The following is a 22,456-nucleotide window of genomic DNA, read 5'->3' on the forward strand; positions in this document are numbered from 1 at the left end:
TTCCTCATTTCTAATATTAATCAAAATTGGCATTTTTTTGCATAATAATTTTTAAATAGCTGTTTAACTGCTCAAATTGCGGCTTACTTTGCCAATTTTCTTCATGAACAATTTTACCTGCTTCTAACTGAGCAGTTTGTAAAGCACCAATATCCACTATTGGATCACCAACCCGAAATTCGGGGATTCCAGACTGTTTACTACCAAAAACATCACCGGATCCACGAAGTTGCAGGTCAGCCTGTGAAATCTTAAATCCATCATTCGACTGGGTCATGATTTTCATGCGTTTAATCCCGGTTTCATTTTTAGGATCAGCAACTAAGATGCAATAAGCCTGTGCTTGTCCACGACCAACACGTCCCCGTAACTGATGAAGTTGAGCTAATCCAAAGCGATCAGCATCATAAATAATCATAACCGTAACATTAGGAACATCTACACCAACTTCAATTACAGTCGTCGAAACCAAAAGTTGAAATTCATTGTCCTTAAATTGACGCATAATTTGATCTTTTTCGTCAGACTTCATTTTACCATGAAGTAATCCTACCTTATAGTCAGGTTCAAATTCAGTTTGAAGTTGCTCATAGAGTGCCATCGCATTTTTTAAATCAAGTGATTCTGATTCTTCAATTAAGGGCGTCACAACAAAAGCCTGATGGCCATTTTTAAATTGTTTTTTTACAAAATCAAGCATACCCCGCACATTACTGCTTTTGACCCAACTAGTTAAAACTGGTTTCCGGCCGTTGGGCATTTGATCAATTGTTGAAACATCCATTTCGCCATAGGCTGTAATGGCCAAAGTTCGCGGAATTGGCGTTGCCGTCATGGCCAATACATCCACATTCGCGCCTTTTTTCCGCAAAGCTTCACGTTGTTTGACACCAAAACGGTGCTGCTCATCAATAATAACTAATCCCAGATTGGCAAATTCAACATCGTCTTGAATTAACGCATGCGTACCAATTACCAAATTAATGTCGCCATTTTCGATACCAGCCAACAATGCATGTCGTTGTTTGGACTTTGATCCGGAAGCTCCGGTTAACAGCCCAATATTAACACCCATTCCTGCAAATATCTTGGTTAAGTTATTAGCATGTTGTTCAGCTAGAATTTCCGTAGGAGCCATTAAAGCCGTTTGATAACCAGCTGTAATGGCCGCATACATGACAATTGCCGCCACAATCGTTTTTCCACTTCCGACGTCGCCTTGTAGCAACCGATTCATTCGAATTGGTCGTTTAAGATCATAACAAATTTCATTAACTACTCGTTTTTGAGCGTCGGTCAATTCATAAGGTAAACTAGCAATAAATGTTTTTAATTGATCAACATTATATTCAATTGCGGTGCCATTTTCGGATTGATCCCGTTGTTTTAAAACTTGTAATTCCATTTGAAAAATAAAGAATTCCTCAAAAGTTGCCGTGCGCCGTGCTAGTTTAGCTGACTTTAGATCAGCGGGAAAATGCAAGTCGTGAATCATCGTTCTTCGATCAATTAAACGATACTTTTTAACGATTGCTTCTGGAATAATTGTTTTAATTTCATTTTGATATTGCTCAAAAGTTTGCGTAACCAATTTTTTAATGGTGTTTTGGCGAATATGCTGGCTAGCTGGGTAAACTGCATCAACTTCCGTAGAATCAGCGTTTGAAAATGGTAAAAGCTTCATTCCGGTCAAACTACGTCGACGCGCATCCCATTTGCCGTATATCGCAATTTTTTTATCCATTTCCAATTGTTTTTTTATCCACGGTTGATTAAAAAAGGTCACCATCACAGATTCTTGTTCGGTTAATAAACGAAAATTCAGACGATTCTTTTTTCTACCATAGCGAGCAATAATTGGCTCTGATGCAACTGTCCCCTCTAAAGTAACTTTTTGTTGATCAACTAAATCTACCATGTTTTGTGGTCGCAAATCTTCGTAGCGAAACGGAAAATAGCACAACAAATCTTCAATTGTATAAATTCCTAACTCATTTAGGGCCTTGGCTCGTTGCAGACCAACACCACTAAGTGTAGAAACAGGTGCAAAAATAGTGTTTTCAGTCATACACTGACTCCTTAACTACAAAAAGAGGCGGATAAATTTCCAACCTCTTTAGATTACTTATTCAACTGAAACAATAAATGGGTAAACTGGTTGGTCGCCTTCATGAACCTCAATTTCCAATTCATCATCTAACGCTTGGATTGTACTTTCCAGTTTCTCAGCTTCAGATTTTTTAGCATCTTTACCATAAATAATCGTCACAATTTCACTATCTTCATCTAACATTAGCTTTACCATCTCACTGGCAGCCTCAAGAATTGTTGGTTTAGTTGTTGCAATGGTGCCGTCAATAATGCCCATGAAGTTACCTTTTTTGATAGTTTTGCCTTGAACTGTTGTATCTCGAATAGCTGTAGTTACTTCACCATTCTTAACAGACGTTAAATTGTCTTCCATTGCAGCCACATTCTCATCTAATTTGCTGTCTGGGTTGAAGCCCATCAAAGCTGTCATTCCCTGAGAAATATTGCGGCTATGCACAATTTTTGCTGGAATATCAGCTACCTCAATAGCCTGTTCAGCCGCCAAAAAAATATTTTTATTATTTGGTAAAACAATCACTCGTTCAGCGTGAGAATCATTAATCGCTGCAACAATATCTGCTGTGCTGGGATTCATCGTTTGTCCACCACTAATAATATGCGTCACACCAAGGCTTCGGAATAACTTATCCACACCTTCACCAGAAGCAATAGCGATAATTGCTGTTCCATTTGTGTCTGGTACCGGTTGATCTGCTTGAACAGGATCATCTTTTTCCATAATTTCTTCTTGTTGCTGGCGCATATTGTCAACTTTAACAGTGGCTAGATCACCAAATTGTTGTCCCCAAGCAAGTACTTTACCTGGATGCTCAGTATGGACATGCACTTTAACCACATCATCATCATTTACAACTAATAATGAATCTCCTAATTTAGCCAAGTAATTGTAGAACGTGTCATAATCAAAATCTTGTTTTACCTGTAATCCTTTACCGATACGAACCATAATCTGTGTACAGTATCCATATTTAATATCTGCAGGGTCAATCTTGCCTTGAACACTTTGATGATGTTTTGCATCCACCATTTCATCCATCTGTTCTTCATCAGGTTGATCTTCTTCAACTTCAGTACGACCATTTAAAACATCATCAAAGGCATCAAAAACAAAAGTCAACCCTTGACCACCAGAGTCAACAACACCAACTTCTTTTAAAACTGGTAAAAGATCAGTTGTTTTCTTTAGAGCCTCTTTACCAGCCTTAGTCACTGCATCCATGACATAGACAATATCGTCTTTTTCTGTAGCGGCGTCATTTCCCGCCTTAGCAGCTTCTCGAATGACCGTCAGAATAGTTCCCTCAGTTGGTTTCATAACTGCCTTATACGCCGTTTGAGCGCCATCAGCGAATGCTTGAGCTAAATCCTCAGCATTCAAAGTCACTTTACCTTCAACACTCTTAGAAAAGCCACGAAAGATCTGAGATAAGATTACACCAGAGTTACCACGAGCACCCATCAGTAATCCTTTAGCGAGTGCACCCGCTAATTTACCAACTTCCTCACTTGGTTCATCCATTTCATACTTCGCGCCGCTTTCCATTGATAAACTCATATTAGTGCCAGTATCACCATCAGGTACTGGAAAAACATTTAATGAATTAATAAAATCGGCATTACGTTTTAATTTACGCGCACTTGCCTGAATCATTTGATCAAATTCTTCGTTCGTGATTTCAGTAGTTGCCACTTTCAATTGTAAATTCCTCCTCGTTTTAGTCCTTCGTAACTAGGCTTCTAATACCTTTACACCCTGGACAAAAACGTTCACAGAGTTCGCCGAAACACCTAACATTGATTCCAAATTATATTTCACTTTTGATTGTACGTTCTTCGAAACTTCAGAAATCTTTGTGCCATAACTGACAATAATATATACATCAATGGCCACACCATTATCCTGTTGACGAACAACGACTCCCTTAGCGTAATTTTCTTTACGTAAAATTTCGTTTAAATTGTCGCGGATCTGATTTTTACTTGCCATACCAACAACACCGTAATTATCTGTTGCTGCACCACCAACAACTGTGGCAATGACATCATTAGATACGTCTACTGTTCCATTTTTTGTTTGAATTTTTACAGCCATCAAAAATAGCCTCCCTTAAATCGTTCTTCTTATATCAACGATATTTTACCATACTTCACCAAACCAATAAACGCAACACTCTTTTACATAATTTTGAATTATTGCTGATTAAAGGTGCAGTGTATCACTATTTTAAGCAATTTTTCAAATGGTTACAGGTAGTTAACTATCGTCACGCTAACTAAACTGTGCTAAACTCATCAAAGAATGAGTTGTTATAATGATTCATCGAAAGACTTATTAAAATAGACTTCTTACCTAAAATAGTGACTGTCAAGTAAAATTACTTGAAAGAAAAGTATTGCAATCACGGGGCATATATGATAAGTTATTTAGGTGAGTTAAAAAGAATTCTATGATAAATATAGAAGCGACAAAGGAGGATTTTAAAATGGCAAAAGACTTTGTCACCGGTCGTCGTACCCACTTTGGTAACACACGTTCACATGCTTTGAACCACAGTCGCCGAAGCTGGAAACCAAATTTGCATAAGGTCCGCATTCTTGTGGATGGAAAACCAAAACGTGTTTGGGTTTCTGCTCGAGCACTAAAATCAGGCAAAATTAAACGTGCATAAAAAAGATTGAAGCTAACAAAGCTTCAATCTTTTTTATTTATAAATATTTTATTATTTAACATAATCTCGACTATAAATAGCCGCAACCATTCCGGTCGAAAAACTCAAAGTTGCCTGTTCACTAATAAATTCGTTACTGATATAAGCAACTGGATAAATATCAGATTGTTCATTTAACTTGTATTTTTCGTCTGGTAACGTTAAATCTTCAACATTTCCTAACGCAATAAACGAAAGATATTTGTAGTTTGGTTGTCTACGCAAAATATGTTTTCCTGGATTAAAAAAGAGCAGACTATTTTGTCGATCAACTATTCTAATCTTTTGCGCGTACTGCTTAAACTGTGGTTTTAACAACATTAAAAAATTACTCAAGAAATGATCCAATCGGCCACCTGTTGCGCCATAAATTGTCACTTCATCAGCATCAAACCGTGTAAATGCTTTAGACAAAGCCAGCTCGGTATCAGTATCGTCCTTAATCGGATTTACTTGAATAATTTGTGAAACTTTTCCCTTTATTTCTACTAATTCTGACTGACTCATTGAATCAAAATCGCCAATGGCCATGCATGGAATAATGTGATGATGTAATAAAAAAAGGCTGCCCCGATCAACGCCAATCCAATTCTTAGTTTGCTTAAAAATATCCTCTGGATAAACCTGTTGTGGACCACCTGCTAAAATATTTACCTGCATTAATCTGAAGTCCTTGTCTTAAGTTTCTTAATTTGCGCAATTGGATCGTCACTATTAAACACATAAGATCCCGCAACCGCGATATCCGCCCCAGCTTTATAGACCGAAGCCACATTGTTATCATTAATGCCACCATCGACTTCAATAGCAAAATTATTTTCACCTGTTTGGCGTAACTGATTAAGTCGTTGAATTTTTGGAATCATTTGTGAAATGAATTTTTGACCACCAAAACCTGGATTCACGGTCATAATGAGCACCTGATCTACTATTGGCAAAACATCTTCTACCAAACTAATCGGTGTCCCAGGATTCAAAACGACTTCTGCTTTCACGCTATGTTGTTTGATCATTTCCAGTGCCCGATAAATATGAGGGGTACTTTCAACATGAACACCAACAATATCAGCCCCAGCCTGACAGAATTGTGTCACAAATCTTTCTGGATTTTCAATCATTAAATGACAGTCCAACGGCATACTTGTAATTGGTCGAATAGCCTCTACCATTCCTGGTCCAAAACTCAAATTGGGAACAAATTGACCATCCATTACATCAATATGTAAAAAATCGGCTCCTCCTTTTTGAGCAAGTTCAATATCAGGTTTTAGATCCACAAAATTAGCACTTAAAATTGATGGTGCAACTTTAATCATAAGCTATTTCCCCTTCTTTTTTGAATATCCTTTTCGCTGATAATCAGGTTTTTGAGCCTTAATAAGATTAAAAAATTGAACATAGTTTTCATAGCGACTCGCCATGATTTTTCCAGCGTCCACCGCGGCTTTAACTGCACAATTAGGTTCATTAATGTGTAAGCATTCACGAAAACGACAATTCATACTTGCTTCAGCTATTTCCGGAAATAAATTTTTAAGTTCTTCTAAACGCATCTCAAAAACCGTATAACTTGAAAAACCAGGTGTATCCGCAACTAGGCCATCACCAACCGGAAATAAAGCTACTTTTCTAGTTGTATGTTTACCTCGGTTTAACGCCTGCGAAACTTCACCAGTTTGAAGAGCCAAACGCTTATCAATGTGATTCAGTAAGGTCGACTTGCCAGCACCCGTTTGGCCCATAAAAATGGTCAAGCGATTAGCAAATGATGTTTCCAATTTTTTTAATGCTTCACTAGTAAACGCCTGCCAATTCAAATAAACTTCATAACCAATTTTTCGATAACCCACTGCCAGCTGCTCCAACTCGGCTTGTTTAGCTTGCGGTGTCAAATCACCCTTCGTAAAATAAATGATTGGTCTAATCTTTTTTTCTTCTAAGGTTACCAACTGACGATCTAATAAATTAGCAGAAAAATCTGGTTGAACACAAGCCGTGACAACCACGGCCTGATCAATATTGGCCAACGGTGGTCGAACTAGTTCATTTCGACGTGCTTCAATTTTTAAAATGTAACCTTCATTTTTAGCATGACTTTCAAATTCAACCCAATCGCCAACAAGTGGTGAGACTCTTTGTTTTCGAAAATTACCACGTGCTCGAGTTCGAAAAATCTCTCCATCACTTTTGACATCGTAAAACCCACTCAACGATTGCACAATCTGTCCTTTTTGCATTAAAACCCTCCAAATCTAGTTGGTCACAGAAAAACTAATTGTTGTCGCTCTTGGAACAACAACCTGATCAGGAACCACGCTTTGATAAATAATACGATTATGATCAAATTGGGTGGTTTGAACAATTTTTTTGGTTACTTTAAAACCCTTAGCACGTAATTTTTTTGCGATTTTATTATACGAACTGCCAATGTAATTATCCACTACATAACTATTGGGGCCTTGGCTAATCACAACATTCACTGCTACTCCTGCCTGAACTTGCTTTTTCTTACGAGGCAGAGTTTCAATCACTCGTTTGTAATTAACATTTTGATCTCCAGTTCGTGTTATTTGCCCCACCTTAAGATCATGTTTTTTTAAAACCGCAGTTGCCTGTGCCTGTGTCATTCCCGTCACATTGGGAATGGTAACCACCTTTGGAAAGCTCAAATAAAATGCCATTCCTATCCCAAAAATAAACAACAGGAGTAACCCAGCAAAAATAGCAATTTTTTTTCGTAACGGATGGCGCGATCTTCTCTTTTTTGTTTTTCCTGATGTTTCAAGCGTGCCACTTTGTGATACTGCTTTTAATTCCGCCACATCTTTAGTCTGTGGCTGAAATTCAGCAGCATCTGCAATAATTGTTTCGTCCGTTAAAGAAGGAGCAACAAATCGTTTTTCTCCAGCTCTTCTAACTGATAAAGCCGTATTAAGATCATCAGCCATCTCCGAAACAGAATTATATCGGTCAAACGGATTCTTAGCCGTTGCTTTCAACACAACATTTTCTAAAGCTTGTGGAATACGCGGATCAAAATCACGAACAAATGGAATTTGGTTTTGGTAATGTTTGATTGCAATTGAAACTGCATTTTCGCCCTCAAACGGTACACGTCCAGTTAACATTTCATAAAGAATAATTCCCAGCGAATAAATGTCAGAACGTTTAGTAGCTAGATGCCCTCGTGCTTGTTCTGGAGATAAGTAGTGTACAGAACCAACTACCACATTTGTTTGAGTAAGTGTTTGCTCTTCTTGGGCTAAGGCAACTCCAAAATCAGAAATTTTTGCGTTGCCTCTTTTATCCATTAAAACGTTTTGTGGCTTCAGATCTCGATGAATGATATCGTGGGCATGTGCTGCTGCAACACCACTTAAAATCTGTTCCATAACTTCAACGACTTGTTGATAGGGGATCGGAAAATGGTCTTTGATATATTGCTTTAAATCAGTTCCATCGACATATTCCATTACCAAATAATGTATGCCATTATCTTCACCAACATCATATACACTTACAATGTTTGGATGGACCAATTCAGTAGTCGATAATGCCTCACGCTGAAATCGTTGAATTGTTTTATCATCATTTTGAAGATCAAAGCGCAGTAACTTCACTGCCACGTTGCGTTTCAAAATCAGGTCATGCGCTAAATAAACATCTGCCATACCGCCTTCACCAAGCGGACTAATAATACGATATCGTCCATTAAGCGTTTGATTCGGTGTCATTTACTTACTCACCTCATCTTCCGCCTGAATAAGAAGAACGGTGACATTATCACGTCCCCCTGCCTGATTAGCAAACTCAATTAATTTTAGACACTTTTCTTCTAAACTAATTGAACTTTCTAAGACATTTGCAATTGTTTGGTCTGTAACCATATTTGTTAAACCATCTGTACATAAAAGTATTTGATCATTTTTTTGCCATACATAAGTATGAACATCAATATCTGAATTTGTCGAGATGCCTAACGTTTTAGTAATAATGTTTTTTTGTGGATGCGTTCGCGCTTCTTCAGGCGAAAGTTCACCCTTTTTTATTAATTCATTCACTAAGGAATGATCCGAAGTTAATTGTTTTAATTCGTTTCTTTTGAATAGATAACAGCGACTATCTCCCAAATGAGCAACAATAAACTGATTTTTCAGAATGATCGTAACCACAATTGTGGTCCCCATACCATTCAAATCTGAATACTTTTGTGAGGTTTCAAGAATTTCATCGTTTTCCTGCGTAACTTCTGTTTGAAGCCACCTAACAGCATTAGTGACGTCCATAAACTCTGTGTTCTGAAATAAGAATCCGAGATGTGACACTGCCATTTCGGAAGCTACGTCTCCACCTTGTCGACCACCAATCCCATCCGCAACAATACTAAATAAGACGTCTTTTTTATTTTTAAAAACGCCTACATAGTCCTGATTTTCATCTCGATGATTACCAATATCAGACTGAAAAGCATACTTCACAATTGATCACGCTCTCTTTTGTAAACAAGCAATGAAAAAACCATCAGATTCAAAATCATCCGGATAAATATTAAGATAAGGTGTTTTTCTTAACGATTTTAACTGTTTTTGAGTTTGCGTTTGAATTAAATTAAATTCGGGATGAAGTTTCAAAAATTCAGTAATCGTATTTTCATTTTCTTGTTTTAATATCGTACAAGTACTGTAAGTTATTATACCGTTATTTTTTACTTTCGCAGCCACTGCATCTAAAATTTCTAACTGAATTTTGTGAAGATTTTCGCTATCGTTTAATGCTTTCTCATAACGGATTTCTGGTTTACGTCGCATTAATCCGATTCCTGAACATGGCGCATCTACTAAAACACGATCAAAATAATCGTCTTTAACTATGGGACCGATCTTTCGCGCATCCAGTACTTTTGCATCAATTTGATTTGCGAATCCCATTCGCTTGGCGTTGCTACGAATTAAAGCCACCTTTTTGGAATGTAAATCCAAAGCCAAAATATGATCGTTTTTTCCGAGTCTTTGTGCAATATGAGTAGATTTTCCACCAGGAGCCGCACAGGCATCTAAAACCGTCATTCCCGGTTTTAATTGCATCGTTTCTGCAACCAACATCGCACTTTCATCCTGAACTGTCAAAGAACCATTTTTAAAAAGCTGTGACCTGGCGACGCTTCCATTTGCAACAATAATACCATCCTCTGCAACCTTACTTACTGATGCTTTGTATCCTTGATCGTTCAACGCTTGAATTGCCTCTGCTTGTGTAATCTTTTGCGTATTAATACGTGCAGTTTGCCGTGCAGGCTGATTAATAGACGCTAGAATTTGATTTGCTTTATTTTCACCTAGTTGCGCATCCAATTGCTGAATAATCCAGGGTGCAACACTATATTTAATACTTCGAAACTCTTTGGGATCTTCAATTGCATCTAACTTGGGAAATCCTTTTCTTTCCATCGTATGTAAAACGCCGGTCACAAAGGCACGAATGCCGTTATGACCCTTTGTCTTTGCAATTTCAATACTTTCATTAAAGATTGCTCGTGTTGGAACTCGATCCAAATAAATCATTTGAAATTCTGCCGACAATAATAACTGATACACCCAATCTTGAACTTTCTTATTTTGAATAAAAGGCGACAAATAATACTCCAGCGTTAATTTTCGCTGAATTACACCGTAAACTATTTCTGTTAACAAATTAATGTCTAGTTGTGATAGTTTGCTCTCAGCAATCACATTTTTTAATTCAATATTGGAATAGGCACCTTTACTTACTTTTACTAAAATATCAACAGCTAACCATCTGGGATTTCGTTGCTCATCTATCATAATTTAATAACCTGTTCGCCTTCGTAAAATGCTTCCTGACTACCATTCAAATAATCCGTGATCTCCATCTGAGGTTTTCCAGCCGGTTGAACGCGATCTAAACGAACAACGCCCTTATCCCCAGTTGCAATGAGTAACTCATGCTTTGTTTTTTCAACAACTTGTCCAGGTAGCAAATCAGTCTTCTGCTCCAATGGCGTAACCGACCATAACTTGGTGCGTACACCATTCAAAATTACGTAACCAACAGGGAAAGGCCGAAGTGCACGTACTTTAGCATCAACTAACTTTGCTGATTTACTAAAATCAATCTGTTCTTCTTCTGGCTTAATATTTGGTGCAAAGGTAACTTGAGTTTCATCCTGTTCCACACCTGTTAATTCTCCGGCAATTAACTTAGGTAAAGTATCATTGAGCAAATTACGTCCCACGATACTCAATTTTTCAAACATTGACCCAACATCATCTGTATTTTCAATATTAATTTTTCTTTGTGCCAACATTTTGCCAGCATCCATTTTTTTCACCATGTAAATAATCGTTATACCAGTTTCGGATTCACCATTCATAATGGCATATTGAACTGGGGCTCCTCCACGATATTTAGGTAATAAAGAACCATGAACATTTACAGCAGCAATTTTTACTGAATTAATCAATTTCATAGGTAAGAATTGACCAAAGGCAGCTGTCACAATTAGATCTGCATTGAAAGCAATAAGTTGAGCCATTTCTTGCGAGCCACTGAGTTTTTCGGGTTGAAAAACTGGAATATCATTATCAACAGCCACTTTTTTTACGGGTGACATGGTCATTTTATGTTTTCTTCCTGTACGACGATCAGGTTGCGTGACTACTGCCTCAACCTTATATTCAGGATTTTGAATTAAACTTTTTAAAATTGGAGCGGCAAATTGTGGAGTTCCCATAAAAATAATTGATTTCATTAAACTAATTTCCTCCTACATAAATGATTGCGGTTCAGCATCAATGGACAATTGAATGCCTTGACGATAATCGCTTTGTGATTCCTGTAATATTTTGGTAACTGCGGCATGTAGATTCGGTTCATTTTTATATTTAATAACTATTTGATAATAATATTTATTCTTAACTCGTGCAATCGGTTTAGGTGTCGGGCCCAAAATAATCGCCTGAGAACTCAGTTTTGGTTGAAGTTCATTTAAAACAGCATACATTTTTTTTGCCGCCATTTTTTCTTCTTTATGAGCAGCTGTAATTTGTAAAGTATAGTAATATGGTGGGTATTTTCCCTGATGGCGAATATACATTTCTTTACGAAAAAAGTTTTCATAGTTCTGCGTTTTAGCCAATTGAACTGCATAATGATCTGGATTAAACGTTTGAATAAACACTTCTCCCAATTTATCAGCCCGTCCTGCCCGGCCGCTAACTTGGGTCAAAAGTTGAAATGTTCGTTCACTTGAACGAAAATCTGGCAATTCCAAAGCTGTGTCCGCATTAAGCACCCCAACTAGGGTAACATTAGGAAAATCCAATCCTTTGGCAATCATTTGTGTACCTAATAAGATATCAGCCCGTTGTTCACCAAACTGTCTCAGGATTTTTTCATGAGCACCCTTTCGCCGAGTTGTATCAACATCCATTCTTAAAATTCGTGCTTTAGGAAATTTCAACTGCAGTTCTTGTTCAACTTTTTCCGTACCCGTACCATAATAACGAATTTTTCTACTATGACAATTAGGACACTGCTTAGGAATTGGCTCTTCATGCCCACAATAATGACACTTCATACTGTGACTATCCATATGTAAAGTTAATGAAATATCACAGTTAGGACACTTTAAAACAAAACCACAGTCACGACACATAATAAACGAAGAATACCCTCGGCGGTTCAGCATCAAAATACTTTGTTGACTAATTTTTAAACGACTATCTATTGCTTCTAATAAAGGTTGTGAGAAGTTTTGATCTGCACCTGCCTGAAGCTCCTCACGCATATCGACAATCTTAACTTTAGGTAAGGGATGACCATTTATCCGTTTTGGCAACCGTAATAGTTGATAAACATTTCGTTCACTTCTTGCACGTGATTCTAGTGATGGCGTTGCACTTCCTAAAACTAACGGACACTTATAAAATTCACTTCGCCACTGAGCGACATTTCTGGCATGATAGCGTGGTGAATCATCTTGCTTATAACTAGTTTCATGCTCTTCATCAATGATAATAACACCAACATTTTCAATAGGGGCAAAAATTGCCGATCTCGCTCCCACAACGACTTGTGCCTCATGTCGTTTAATTCTTCGCCATTCATCAAACTTTTCACCATCCGAAAGGCCACTATGAAGGACGGCAACTTTTTTGCTAAACCGTCCCTTAACTCTGCTAACCATCAACGGAGTGAGTGCAATTTCAGGCACCAACATAATGGCCGTTTTTCCTTTAGTTAATGCATAAGCAATTGTTTGCAAATAAACTTCTGTTTTTCCACTACCGGTGACACCCTCTAATAAGAATGTCTGCGGTTGTGATTTATCAATATTTTGAGAAATTTCATCTAAGGCATGTTGCTGATCTTGATTTAAGGTAAGGGGTAACGTTTGTTTTTTTACATCTTTGTACGGATCTCGATATTGTTCAACTTTTTGACGTATTAACCAACCTTTTGCTTCTCCAATTTTAATAGTTGCAGAAGTGATGTTTAGTTTATTCTCCAAACTAGTTTGCGTAATTTTAGTTGCATGATTTGCCAAATAATGAACTAACTGACGTAGTTTAATGGCATTTTTGCGTAGTGACGCAAGAATTTTAGTTTCTTGATCTACTGATAAACGCGATTCAATTTGAAAAATCTTTTTTGTTTGAGCCTGATTTTTAACTCGATAAACGATTTCAATTTTTCCTTGTTTACGCAAATTGGACAGCTCACTTTGTTGTAATGTTGAAAGCTCGTCAGTCTCAAAATTGTCCCAACTTGTTGAAGGTAATATTGCAGCCAATTGTTGTTTTGAAATCTGATCATTAACAATTTTTAACTGCTTGCTATATTTTGCCCGCATGACATTTGGCAGCATTGTTAATAAACAAGTCACGCGAAAAGAAAACGTGGTATCTGCAAGCCAACTAGATAACTGAATCAATTCAGTATTCAAAACTGGTTCCAAATCCATTAAACTTTCAATTTTCTTCAATTTCTCGGTATTAATTGTTTCCATTTCAATTTTTACAACAAAGCCTTGGACTTTTCGATTACCATTACCGAACGGAACAACCACTCGCATACCAATTTGAATTTCATTTTCAAGTTGTTTTGGAATTAAATATGAATAAGGACTATTTGTCTGCATTGTTGGTACATCAACAATTACTTTAGCAACTTGAATCATAACTTCACCTACTTATGCAAACCGTTTTGCAATTACTTCTAACACTTTTCTAGCAATATTTTTTTTGCTTGTTTTGGAAATTTGTATATTCTTTTCATCAGGCTGTAAAATTGTTACGGCATTGTCATTCACATCAAAGCCAATATCAGTTCGTGATACATCATTTGCCACAATCATGTTTACATTTTTAAGTTTTAGTTTTTTTTCAGCATTATTAAGAAGATCTTCTGTCTCTGCTGCGAATCCAACTAGAAACTGATCAGGGCGAGCCCGTTTTAAACTTTTTAAGATATCTGGTGTTTTTTTAAGTTCCAAAATCAATTTATTCGATTGAGCGTCTTTTTTTATTTTATGATGGGCAACGTGTGTGGCCTGGTAGTCAGAAATCGCAGCAGCCATAATTAAAATATCTGCTTTATTAAATTCCGCTTGGATCGCTGTTTTCATTTGCGACACAGTTTCTACATAAATAACGTTAACATTAGCTGGTGCCACCAACTGTTTTGTTGCGGAAATAAGCGTCACATGCGCCCCGAAAGCCTGAGCGATTTCCGCAAAGGCATACCCCATTTTACCAGAGGATCGATTAGAAATATAGCGAACTGGATCGAGATACTCTCTAGTCCCTCCGGCCGTTATTAAAATATTTTTATTCTTTAAACTATTTAAACCCAAATTTTGTTTTACCGTTATTTGCGCTAACATATAGGACATAATTGCTGCAGATTCTGGAAAACGACCTTTTCCCGAATAGCCTTCAGCGAGCAGACCTGAGGCAGGTTCCATTACATGGACACCATCTTGTTTCAAGGTTTGAACATTACGCTGATTAGCTGGATTATGCCACATATGCACGTTCATTGCCGGGATTACAAAAATCGGAGCAGTAACTGCCAATAAAGTTGTGCTCACAAAATCATCTGCTAAGCCAGAAGCCATTTTGCTGATAATGCTAGCTGTAGCAGGTGCAACAATGGCAAAATCAGTCCAATCAGCTAACTCCACATGTGCAACTGGAGCAGTCGTCACTTGCTCAAACAAATCAGTTTGTACAGCATGACGACTAATTGTTTGAAAGGTCGCTTCACCAACAAATTTGGTGGCCGTTTTGGTCATTGCAACGCGTACCAAGGCTCCTTGTTTTTGAAATAACCGAATTAATTCCACAACTTTATAAGCTGCGATTCCGCCGGTTATAAAAAATGTAATATGCTTATCTTTCCACATATAATTTCTCCTCATATTGAAACTGGATTTAAAATTTAAAAAAGGTCTGAAAGAAGTTTCTCCCAGGCCTTTGTTTAACAACTTTAAAATTCGGTTTTGTCAGGATCAATTACGACATCACCGGCAACAATTTCTTCCAATGCCTGACCAACACTTTTAGAGGATTCATACTTATCTAAAAGTGGTTGTGCGCCAGCATCTAATTCATGGGCACGTTTACTAGCTAACATAATTAAAGAATAACGTGAGTCCACACGTTCTAGTAAATCATCAACTGATGGATATAAAATCATTTTATTTATCTCCTAACATTTCTTCATATTCTGGAAACACACGAGCAACCCGAAATCGTTCGCTTTTAATAATTGTTTTAATACTTTCAACAGCATTTTCAACTTTATCATTAACAACAGCAAAATCATAATCCTGCATCATTCGAATTTCTTCAACTGCCTTAGCCATTCGCTTGTTAATCGTTGCCATGTCTTCTGTACCACGATTAATAATTCGTTGCTTTAACTCCATCAAATCTGGAGGAGTCAAAAAGACAAAAACACCATCGGGAGATTTCTTTCTAACTTGTAAGGCACCATTCACTTCAATTTCCAGAAAAACATCCTTACCTCGATCTAAAGTTTCGTTAACATACTTTAAAGGAGTTCCATAATAATTGTCAACATATTTTGCATACTCCAACATTTGACCAGTTTCGATATTATGTTCGAACTCTTCTTTAGAAACGAAATAATAATCAACACCGTCAACCTCACCCTCACGAGGTTTACGAGTTGTCATCGAAATTGAATACTGAAAATCATTTCCACCTTGGTCAAAGATTGCTTTACGTACCGTTCCTTTACCAACTCCGGACGGACCTGATAAAACGATAAGCATCCCTCTTTTTGCCATAATTTAAAATCTCCTAAATATAATGTAACTCCTATTATCGCTTTTTTAATCGTTCTTTTCAACTATCAATCACGCTTTATAGATACTCTTTTAGGTGATTTGAATATTTTTTATAATTTCTATTGCATTTGTGAACGTTTGTTCGTATAATAAAAACACAAACAAACGTTCGAGGTAGAAAATATGGAAAATTTACAACAAAATCATAATCGTATGACCAGATTTGTACAAAACTCTTATCAAAAGCTCTTTTCAGAACCCAGTTTAAATGGTATTGAGCCACAAATGCCACTGTTTCAAGTAAATAGTTTTTTAAACCAAGCTATTAATAAGAACTACACAGTTGCCATCCAAATTAATGCCAACGAAACAATTTATGAAACAACTGGCACACTCGCTAAAATTACTGATAAGCGATTCATTTTGACGAATTCTCACAAAAACGTTACCTACTTGTTAGGAAGCGCTGACATCCGCTTCATCAAAAAGCTATAAACCAGCTTTTAACTTAGTTTATTTAGGTTGTTTTGCCCGTTTAAAGGCTGGATCTAAGCGGTTTTGTAGCCACCCTAATACCAGATCAGAAATAATAGCCATCAGTGCCGTTGGTAACGCCCCGGCCAAGATAATGGCACCACCATTTGTGGCATTTGTTCCTCTAATAATGATGTCACCTAAACCACCGGCACCGACAAAAGTACCAATGGCCGTAATTCCAATTGCCAAGACTAACGCGTTACGAATTCCAGCCATAATTACTGACATCGAAAGCGGCAATTCAACCATATAGAGCAATTGAAATCGTGTCATTCCCATTCCCCTGCCCGAATCTAAGATACTTGGATCAACACTTTGCATCCCACTGTACGTATTTTTAATGATTGGCAACAAAGCATATAAAAAAACAGTTGCAATGACCGTGTTTACACCTAATCCTAAACCTAACATAATGATTGAAAGCATGGCTAAAGAGGGAACGGTTTGAATAACATTTGCAATTCCAATGACGGTGGAACTAAGCCTTGAATGGCGTGCAATCAAAATTCCCAAAGGAATCCCAACAATTGCTGCAAACAACACACCATAAATTGAAATCAAGAAATGACGGTTAAATTGTGATAATACATACATACCGTTATGAGAAAAATAGTAAATTAACTGTTGAAAAATATTTAAATTTGCCATCTTTAGTTACCGTCCTTTCCGTCAAAATAATGATGCTGTTTCAGAAATTGCTGTGCCACCACTTGGGGCTCAATTAATTGATTATCAACTTCTGCATTCAATTTTTGCATAGTACTTAACGAAATTTTTCCCTTGAGTTTAAGCAAAATTTTTTTTAATTCAGGATGAGCTTTTAAAACTTTATCAGTAGCTAGTGGACTAGCATTGTATGGCGGGAAAAATTGCTTGTTATCTTTTAAAACTTTTAAATCATAACTTCTTATTCGGCCATCGGTTGAATATCCCAAAACAGCATTCATTTTACCAGACTGAACTGCACTGTAGACCAACCCAATTTGCATCGGATATACTTTTTGAAATTGAAAACCATAAGTTTGAACGAAACCATCATAACCATCGCCTTTTCGGTTAACCCAAATTTGATCAGCGCCAACTGTCATTTTGGATGCTAAGGGTTTCAAATCACTAACTGTTTTCAAATGTTCTTTTCTAGCTAGCTTTCCGGTTACCATAAAAGCATAAGTATCTGCAAAACCATAAGATGGAAAATAGGTCATATGATATTTGTTTTTATAAATTTTGCGAACCTTTTCAGTAGCAACCTTTGGATCCTTGACAGCATCTTGATTAAAAATTGTTGTCAAATCTGTCCCATTATACCGAATAGCTGAAATATCAGCATTGCCGTTTTTAACTGCTTGAAAACTTACAGAACCAGATCCTAAATTATTAATCAAAGTTGTCTTTAAATTAGTATCATGCTGAATTAAATCTGAAATCATATAAGCCATTATTTGTTGTTCTGTAGTATTCTGTGCTGCAATTCTAATTGTATCCTTAGAAGATGAATTGAGTCCCGGAAATCCACAGCCACTCAAAATTAATGTCAAAACAGTTAATAAAATTCCGGCCTTTATAAATCGAGTCACTTTTTTCATTGCGATCCTCCTTCTATGGCCTTACATTACTTGTTGTTCTAGGGGTCAACCAAGTTTCCAACTTACCTAATAACCAATCAACCAGCAAAGCAAGTAAAATCACTGGAATTGATCCTCCTAAAATCAAATCTGTTCGATACAGATTCAGACCATTAAAGATAAAATCACCAAGTCCGCCAGCCCCTATATAGGAAGCCAATGCTGTCCATGCAATCACATAAGTTGCAGACAAACGAATACCACTCATAATTACCGGTACAGCCATAGGAAGCTCAACTTTGATGATTGACTGAAGATTAGTCATTCCCATTCCCTTAGCAGCATCCCTCAAGCTAGGGTCCACACCATTAAGTCCTAAGAATGTATTTCTTAGAATTGGTAATAACGAATATATGAATAGCGCCACAATAGCCGGAACCGCTCCAATTCCAAAAATAGGAATCATCATTGCTAATAATGCCAAAGCAGGAATAGTCTGTAAAACACTTGCTATTTCAATAATGACAACAGAAGCTTTCTTTAAACGCGTTAATAATACACCCAGTGGAACTGCAATAATTACGCCCAAACCTAATGCAATTCCTGAGATATAAATGTGTTGCCAAATCTTATAGAGTAATTGGCCACCATATGTTTGAATAAAGGTAATCACGATTTATCGTCACCCGCCTTTACTACTTTGTCTTGATCAGTAGTACTTGACTTGGCTTTGTCCTTTGCTGGATGCGTAGTTGTGTCTGAATCACCCCACAATGCATCATAAACAATGTCAACTAACGAAGCACGCGTCACAATACCAACCAATTTCTTGTCTTTATCAACAACCGGAACGTTTTTGTATCCGCGTTTTAAAATTCTTTCAACTGTATCACGAATAATAGAATTTTCATTTACATAAAATACCTTACGCGTCATCACGTCATCAACACTTGTTGCTGTGTTGTAGTTGTAGTCAATCTGCTCAATATCTACATAACCCTTTAGTACACCAGAATCGTCCGTAACAAGTAAAGTATCAACACGCTTTTCGTGCATCAATTTTAAAGCCTCTTTTAAAGATCTTCCTGGTGTAATCGATACAGCGTTGTTATACATAACCTGACCAACTGTTGTGATGCTTGGTTTAGCCTGTATTAAACGATCTTTTCCAATTAGATTTTCAACAAATTCATTAGCCGGATGCCGTAATATTTCATCAGGAGTTGCAACCTGAACCATTTTTCCATGACTCATTACCACAATTCGAGTAGCTAGTTTTAAAGCCTCATCCATATCATGGGTCACAAAAACAAGCGTTTTCCCTAAACGTTCCTGCAAATCCTTCACAAAATCCTGCAGTGACTCACGCGTAATTGGATCCAAAGCACCAAACGGTTCATCCATTAAAATTAGATCCTGATCGGCTGCCAATGCTCTAACAACACCGATTCGTTGTTGTTGTCCTCCAGATAACTCCGAAGGGTATCGATCTAGATAATCTTCAGGTAGTTCAACCATTTTAATCATTTCTTTAGCACGTTCATTACGTTTTTCTTCAGACCACTTAAGCAATTTAGGGACAATTGTAATATTGTCCCTAATCGTCATGTGTGGCATTAAACCAATATTTTGAATAACATAACCAATTCTACGGCGTAGCTTTACTGGATCAGCCTTTAGGACGTCTTCTCCTTCTAACTTGATGGATCCTTCAGAAGGATTTAACATTCGGTTAATCATGCGCATGGTGGTTGTTTTCCCAGAACCAGATGTCCCAATAAAGCAAATAAACTCACCTTTTTCGACATTGAGATTAAAGTCATCAACGGCTTTATTTCCTCCATAAATCTTAGAAAGATGTTTCATCTCTAAAAACACGTACGTCAACTCCATTCTTTTTTAAGTACGACTAAGTTCATGGTATCCTACATTGCCCCCATTCTGCAAACGTTATGAATATTTACAAGATTAAAATTTCAATTATTCAGAAAAAAGTAGAAACTAAAAAAGAGCCTTTAAGAGGTCGTGTGGGCCATCTTAAGAAGCTCTTTTGCATGTTGAATACTTAACTTTGTGACGGTACTTCCAGCTAACATTCGTGCCAATTCTTGTACACGTCCATCTGTATCTAAATCGTTTAATTTCGTTTCAGTTCTTCCATCCTTAATAACCTTCGAAACAAAGAATTGATGATCGGCTTCTGCGGCAACTTGAGGTAGATGTGTAATACAAAGCACTTGTGAATAACCTGCAATTAGTTTAATTTTTTCTGCAATTGCTTGTGCAACACGTCCACTAACTCCTGTATCAACCTCATCAAAAATGATGCTCGTTACTCCTTGTGACTTAGCAAAAATAGTTTTTAACGCCAGCATAATTCGCGAAAGTTCTCCACCAGAAGCAATTCTGGATAAAGGTCCCATTGTTTCACCAGGATTCGTCCGTAAATAAAACTCTACATTATCTATTCCGGTTGGCTTAAATTTTAAGTCATCTGTCTGAGAAAAATGCACTTCGAATTCTGCCTTATCCATATAGAGTTGTTGTAATTGCTCATGAACGGCAATTTTCAGATGTTTGGCTGCTTCTTTTCGTGTTTGTGATAACGTTATTGCAGTTTTTTTGAGTGATTCTTGTAATTTTTCAAGTTTTTCTTCCATTTGACCCTCATCAGACTCTGAATCAATCATACTATGAAGCTCATCAGAAACTTTTTGATCATATGCAAGAATCTGTTTAATATTATCACCATATTTCTTTTTTAATTGATAGATGTCTTCTAACCGTTTCTCTACCTGGTCTAACTTGCCTTCATCCCACTCCATATTATCAAGTTCACCACTGATATCATTCGTAGCATCCTGTAATTGATAATAGGCTGAAGAAACAATATTCGAGATATTCTTGTACTTATCATCAATATCCTCAATATCTCTTAAAGCATTCATGGCCTCTCCAGTCGTGTCAATGGCTCCGGCAGATTCTTCATTTTCTAAAGCCAACTGAGCTGTTTGTAGAGCGGTACTAATTTTTTGAAAATTTTCAAGTAACTCTTTTTGTGAATTGAGTTGTTCCTCCTCACCTACTTGAAGATTTGCGTCTTCAATTTCCTTAGCTTGGAAACGCAGCATATCAACTCTTTGTGCCCATTCTTTTTCATTTGCTTTTTTTCGATCAAATTTCTTCTTTAATGCTTGGTAACGTTCGTATTCTTCTTGATATTGTTTTAAAAGTGGTTTAACTTCGTTACGCGCAAATTCGTCCAACATTCCCAAATGCTTATCTGGTTGCATCAATTCTTGATGTTCGTTTTGTCCATGAATGTCAATCAATGTTTCACCAATTTGTTTTAAAATGGTGGTATTCACAAGTGAACCATTAATTCGACAAACATTTCGACCACTCATTTGAATTTCTCTTTGTAAAATCAAAGTTGGATCTGAGTGATCAATTCCATACTGGTTTAACAAAGCTAAAGTATCCGGATTTTTATCCATGCTAAACATTCCCTGTAAAACAGCTTTTTTAGCACCTTTACGAATAAAATCAACTGAACCTCTTCCTCCAGCTAATAAACCAACTGCATCAATAATAATTGATTTTCCCGCTCCAGTTTCACCAGTTAACACGGTCATTCCTGAATTAAATTCAATATTTAGTTTTTCAATAATTGCAAAATTTCGAATTGATAATTCTTGCAGCATGTTTTCACCTCAACACATTTAAATAGACCATTAATTTGCCAACATGTCCGAAATTAACTGTTTAAGATTGGCCACTCCTTCAACACTTGTTGTTACAACAAGGACAGAACCGTCATCACTAATAGCTCCTAAAATATCCGTACTATTCAGTTGATTTAACAAACTCGCGATTGCCGGACCACTCCCAGGTTGAACAGACAAAAAAATGAAAGTGGCACTACTGGTTAGTTTTTTCATTGATTGTTGAAGGGTGTTTGCCAGTTTTAATTTAATATTTTCATCTTTTTTTGGTGGTAAAGCATAATGATAGCCACCGTTTTTGGAAGGAAGTTTAACTAATTGCATATCACGAATATCACGCGAAACAGTTGCTTGAGTCACCTCAATACCACTTTCACGTAAAAACGTAACTAAATCTTCTTGTTTTTGAACATCATTTTTTAAGAGAATTTCTTGAATATGCTTTTGGCGTTCACTTTTTTTCATTCAAATCGA

At 36.9% G+C, this 22,456-nt stretch carries 22 protein-coding genes; 2 read left to right on the forward strand and 20 right to left on the reverse strand.

Annotated features, from left to right (window positions below; all coding sequences use genetic code 11):
• Nucleotides 1-16: 16 nt before the first annotated feature.
• From recG to IV87_RS05445, 3 genes are read right to left on the reverse strand one after another with little or no spacing between them, the layout of a single operon-like run.
• Complete coding sequence (gene recG, locus IV87_RS05435; protein ID WP_057806210.1) at nt 17-2,068, reverse strand: ATP-dependent DNA helicase RecG; 2,052 nt, start codon at nt 2,066-2,068, stop codon at nt 17-19.
• A gap of 57 nt (nt 2,069-2,125) precedes the next feature.
• Entirely contained in the window at nt 2,126-3,802 is a 1,677-nt protein-coding gene (locus IV87_RS05440; protein WP_201783989.1) for a DAK2 domain-containing protein, read from the reverse strand.
• A 39-nt stretch (nt 3,803-3,841) separates the two neighbouring features.
• Entirely contained in the window at nt 3,842-4,204 is a 363-nt protein-coding gene (locus IV87_RS05445) for an Asp23/Gls24 family envelope stress response protein (RefSeq protein WP_057806214.1), read from the reverse strand.
• Nucleotides 4,205-4,595: 391 nt separating this feature from the next.
• On the opposite strand from IV87_RS05445, the gene rpmB reads away from it, so the two are divergent.
• The gene (gene rpmB / locus IV87_RS05450; protein WP_046870836.1) at nt 4,596-4,781 is read left to right on the forward strand and encodes a 50S ribosomal protein L28; all 186 of its coding nucleotides are present in this window, start codon (nt 4,596-4,598) and stop codon (nt 4,779-4,781) included.
• 51 nt (nt 4,782-4,832) lie between these two features.
• Here rpmB and IV87_RS05455 read toward each other — a convergent pair whose 3' ends face one another.
• The 11 genes from IV87_RS05455 to gmk form a co-directional block, all read right to left on the reverse strand.
• The gene (locus IV87_RS05455; RefSeq protein ID WP_057806216.1) at nt 4,833-5,480 is read right to left on the reverse strand and encodes a thiamine diphosphokinase; all 648 of its coding nucleotides are present in this window, start codon (nt 5,478-5,480) and stop codon (nt 4,833-4,835) included.
• Nucleotides 5,480-6,136, reverse strand: coding sequence for a ribulose-phosphate 3-epimerase (rpe, locus tag IV87_RS05460; RefSeq protein ID WP_057806218.1), 657 nt, complete (start codon nt 6,134-6,136; stop codon nt 5,480-5,482). Before rpe ends, IV87_RS05455 begins: the two co-directional genes overlap by 1 nt.
• A gap of 3 nt (nt 6,137-6,139) precedes the next feature.
• Complete coding sequence (gene rsgA, locus IV87_RS05465; protein ID WP_057806220.1) at nt 6,140-7,057, reverse strand: ribosome small subunit-dependent GTPase A; 918 nt, start codon at nt 7,055-7,057, stop codon at nt 6,140-6,142.
• 15 nt (nt 7,058-7,072) lie between these two features.
• Nucleotides 7,073-8,554, reverse strand: coding sequence for a Stk1 family PASTA domain-containing Ser/Thr kinase (pknB, locus tag IV87_RS05470; RefSeq protein ID WP_057806221.1), 1,482 nt, complete (start codon nt 8,552-8,554; stop codon nt 7,073-7,075).
• The gene (locus tag IV87_RS05475) at nt 8,555-9,298 is read right to left on the reverse strand and encodes a Stp1/IreP family PP2C-type Ser/Thr phosphatase (protein WP_057806223.1); all 744 of its coding nucleotides are present in this window, start codon (nt 9,296-9,298) and stop codon (nt 8,555-8,557) included.
• A 6-nt stretch (nt 9,299-9,304) separates the two neighbouring features.
• Entirely contained in the window at nt 9,305-10,642 is a 1,338-nt protein-coding gene (gene rsmB / locus IV87_RS05480) for a 16S rRNA (cytosine(967)-C(5))-methyltransferase RsmB (protein ID WP_057806225.1), read from the reverse strand.
• Nucleotides 10,639-11,589, reverse strand: a complete 951-nt coding sequence (fmt, locus tag IV87_RS05485) for a methionyl-tRNA formyltransferase (protein ID WP_057806228.1) — start codon at nt 11,587-11,589, stop codon at nt 10,639-10,641. Before fmt ends, rsmB begins: the two co-directional genes overlap by 4 nt.
• 15 nt (nt 11,590-11,604) lie before the next feature.
• A complete protein-coding gene (gene priA, locus IV87_RS05490; protein WP_057806229.1) occupies nt 11,605-14,019 on the reverse strand; it encodes a primosomal protein N' in 2,415 nt (804 codons plus the stop codon).
• Nucleotides 14,020-14,031: 12 nt separating this feature from the next.
• Nucleotides 14,032-15,246: a bifunctional phosphopantothenoylcysteine decarboxylase/phosphopantothenate--cysteine ligase CoaBC gene (coaBC, locus tag IV87_RS05495; RefSeq protein WP_057806231.1), complete on the reverse strand. Its 1,215-nt coding sequence runs from the start codon at nt 15,244-15,246 to the stop codon at nt 14,032-14,034.
• Nucleotides 15,247-15,329: 83 nt separating this feature from the next.
• On the reverse strand, nt 15,330-15,539 hold the full coding sequence (gene rpoZ / locus IV87_RS05500) for a DNA-directed RNA polymerase subunit omega (RefSeq protein WP_057783506.1): 210 nt from the start codon (nt 15,537-15,539) through the stop codon (nt 15,330-15,332).
• Between the two features lies 1 nt (nt 15,540).
• Nucleotides 15,541-16,155: a guanylate kinase gene (gmk, locus tag IV87_RS05505; RefSeq protein WP_057806232.1), complete on the reverse strand. Its 615-nt coding sequence runs from the start codon at nt 16,153-16,155 to the stop codon at nt 15,541-15,543.
• Nucleotides 16,156-16,338: 183 nt separating this feature from the next.
• Here gmk and IV87_RS05510 point away from each other — a divergent pair, with 183 nt between their 5' ends.
• Entirely contained in the window at nt 16,339-16,650 is a 312-nt protein-coding gene (locus IV87_RS05510) for a hypothetical protein (RefSeq protein ID WP_057806233.1), read from the forward strand.
• A gap of 18 nt (nt 16,651-16,668) precedes the next feature.
• Here the strand turns inward: IV87_RS05510 and IV87_RS05515 are convergent, their stop codons facing one another.
• The 6 genes from IV87_RS05515 to IV87_RS05540 all read right to left on the reverse strand — a co-directional run bounded on the left by IV87_RS05515 (nt 16,669) and on the right by IV87_RS05540 (nt 22,447).
• The gene (locus tag IV87_RS05515; RefSeq protein ID WP_057806234.1) at nt 16,669-17,340 is read right to left on the reverse strand and encodes an ABC transporter permease; all 672 of its coding nucleotides are present in this window, start codon (nt 17,338-17,340) and stop codon (nt 16,669-16,671) included.
• Between the two features lie 2 nt (nt 17,341-17,342).
• Nucleotides 17,343-18,278, reverse strand: a complete 936-nt coding sequence (locus IV87_RS05520) for an osmoprotectant ABC transporter substrate-binding protein (protein ID WP_057806235.1) — start codon at nt 18,276-18,278, stop codon at nt 17,343-17,345.
• Between the two features lie 13 nt (nt 18,279-18,291).
• Nucleotides 18,292-18,930: an ABC transporter permease gene (locus IV87_RS05525; protein WP_057806237.1), complete on the reverse strand. Its 639-nt coding sequence runs from the start codon at nt 18,928-18,930 to the stop codon at nt 18,292-18,294.
• Nucleotides 18,927-20,135 carry a betaine/proline/choline family ABC transporter ATP-binding protein gene (locus IV87_RS05530; RefSeq protein WP_057806239.1) on the reverse strand — a complete coding sequence of 403 codons (1,209 nt, stop codon included), beginning with the start codon at nt 20,133-20,135 and terminating at the stop codon, nt 18,927-18,929. Before IV87_RS05530 ends, IV87_RS05525 begins: the two co-directional genes overlap by 4 nt.
• 137 nt (nt 20,136-20,272) lie before the next feature.
• Nucleotides 20,273-21,961, reverse strand: a complete 1,689-nt coding sequence (gene recN / locus IV87_RS05535; RefSeq protein ID WP_057806241.1) for a DNA repair protein RecN — start codon at nt 21,959-21,961, stop codon at nt 20,273-20,275.
• A gap of 30 nt (nt 21,962-21,991) precedes the next feature.
• The gene (locus tag IV87_RS05540) at nt 21,992-22,447 is read right to left on the reverse strand and encodes an arginine repressor (RefSeq protein ID WP_074693829.1); all 456 of its coding nucleotides are present in this window, start codon (nt 22,445-22,447) and stop codon (nt 21,992-21,994) included.
• Between the last annotated feature and the right edge of the window lie 9 nt (nt 22,448-22,456).

Origin of the sequence: Pediococcus ethanolidurans, assembly GCF_001437405.1 — a bacterium.
Taxonomy (GTDB): Bacteria; Bacillota; Bacilli; order Lactobacillales; family Lactobacillaceae; genus Pediococcus; species Pediococcus ethanolidurans.

Coding starts and splice junctions, on each gene's coding strand:
- fmt (WP_057806228.1), bottom strand. CDS start 11,589: ATGAAATCAATTATTTTTATGGGAACTCCACAATTTGCCGCTCCAATT.
- IV87_RS05445 (WP_057806214.1), bottom strand. CDS start 4,204: ATGGCTGTAAAAATTCAAACAAAAAATGGAACAGTAGACGTATCTAAT.
- rsgA (WP_057806220.1), bottom strand. CDS start 7,057: ATGCAAAAAGGACAGATTGTGCAATCGTTGAGTGGGTTTTACGATGTC.
- IV87_RS05515 (WP_057806234.1), bottom strand. CDS start 17,340: ATGGCAAATTTAAATATTTTTCAACAGTTAATTTACTATTTTTCTCAT.
- IV87_RS05540 (WP_074693829.1), bottom strand. CDS start 22,447: ATGAAAAAAAGTGAACGCCAAAAGCATATTCAAGAAATTCTCTTAAAA.
- rpmB (WP_046870836.1), top strand. CDS start 4,596: ATGGCAAAAGACTTTGTCACCGGTCGTCGTACCCACTTTGGTAACACA.
- gmk (WP_057806232.1), bottom strand. CDS start 16,155: ATGGCAAAAAGAGGGATGCTTATCGTTTTATCAGGTCCGTCCGGAGTT.
- rsmB (WP_057806225.1), bottom strand. CDS start 10,642: ATGATAGATGAGCAACGAAATCCCAGATGGTTAGCTGTTGATATTTTA.
- pknB (WP_057806221.1), bottom strand. CDS start 8,554: ATGACACCGAATCAAACGCTTAATGGACGATATCGTATTATTAGTCCG.
- recG (WP_057806210.1), bottom strand. CDS start 2,068: ATGACTGAAAACACTATTTTTGCACCTGTTTCTACACTTAGTGGTGTT.
- coaBC (WP_057806231.1), bottom strand. CDS start 15,246: ATGTGGAAAGATAAGCATATTACATTTTTTATAACCGGCGGAATCGCA.
- IV87_RS05520 (WP_057806235.1), bottom strand. CDS start 18,278: ATGAAAAAAGTGACTCGATTTATAAAGGCCGGAATTTTATTAACTGTT.
- recN (WP_057806241.1), bottom strand. CDS start 21,961: ATGCTGCAAGAATTATCAATTCGAAATTTTGCAATTATTGAAAAACTA.
- IV87_RS05510 (WP_057806233.1), top strand. CDS start 16,339: ATGGAAAATTTACAACAAAATCATAATCGTATGACCAGATTTGTACAA.
- IV87_RS05455 (WP_057806216.1), bottom strand. CDS start 5,480: ATGCAGGTAAATATTTTAGCAGGTGGTCCACAACAGGTTTATCCAGAG.
- priA (WP_057806229.1), bottom strand. CDS start 14,019: ATGATTCAAGTTGCTAAAGTAATTGTTGATGTACCAACAATGCAGACA.
- rpe (WP_057806218.1), bottom strand. CDS start 6,136: ATGATTAAAGTTGCACCATCAATTTTAAGTGCTAATTTTGTGGATCTA.
- rpoZ (WP_057783506.1), bottom strand. CDS start 15,539: ATGATTTTATATCCATCAGTTGATGATTTACTAGAACGTGTGGACTCA.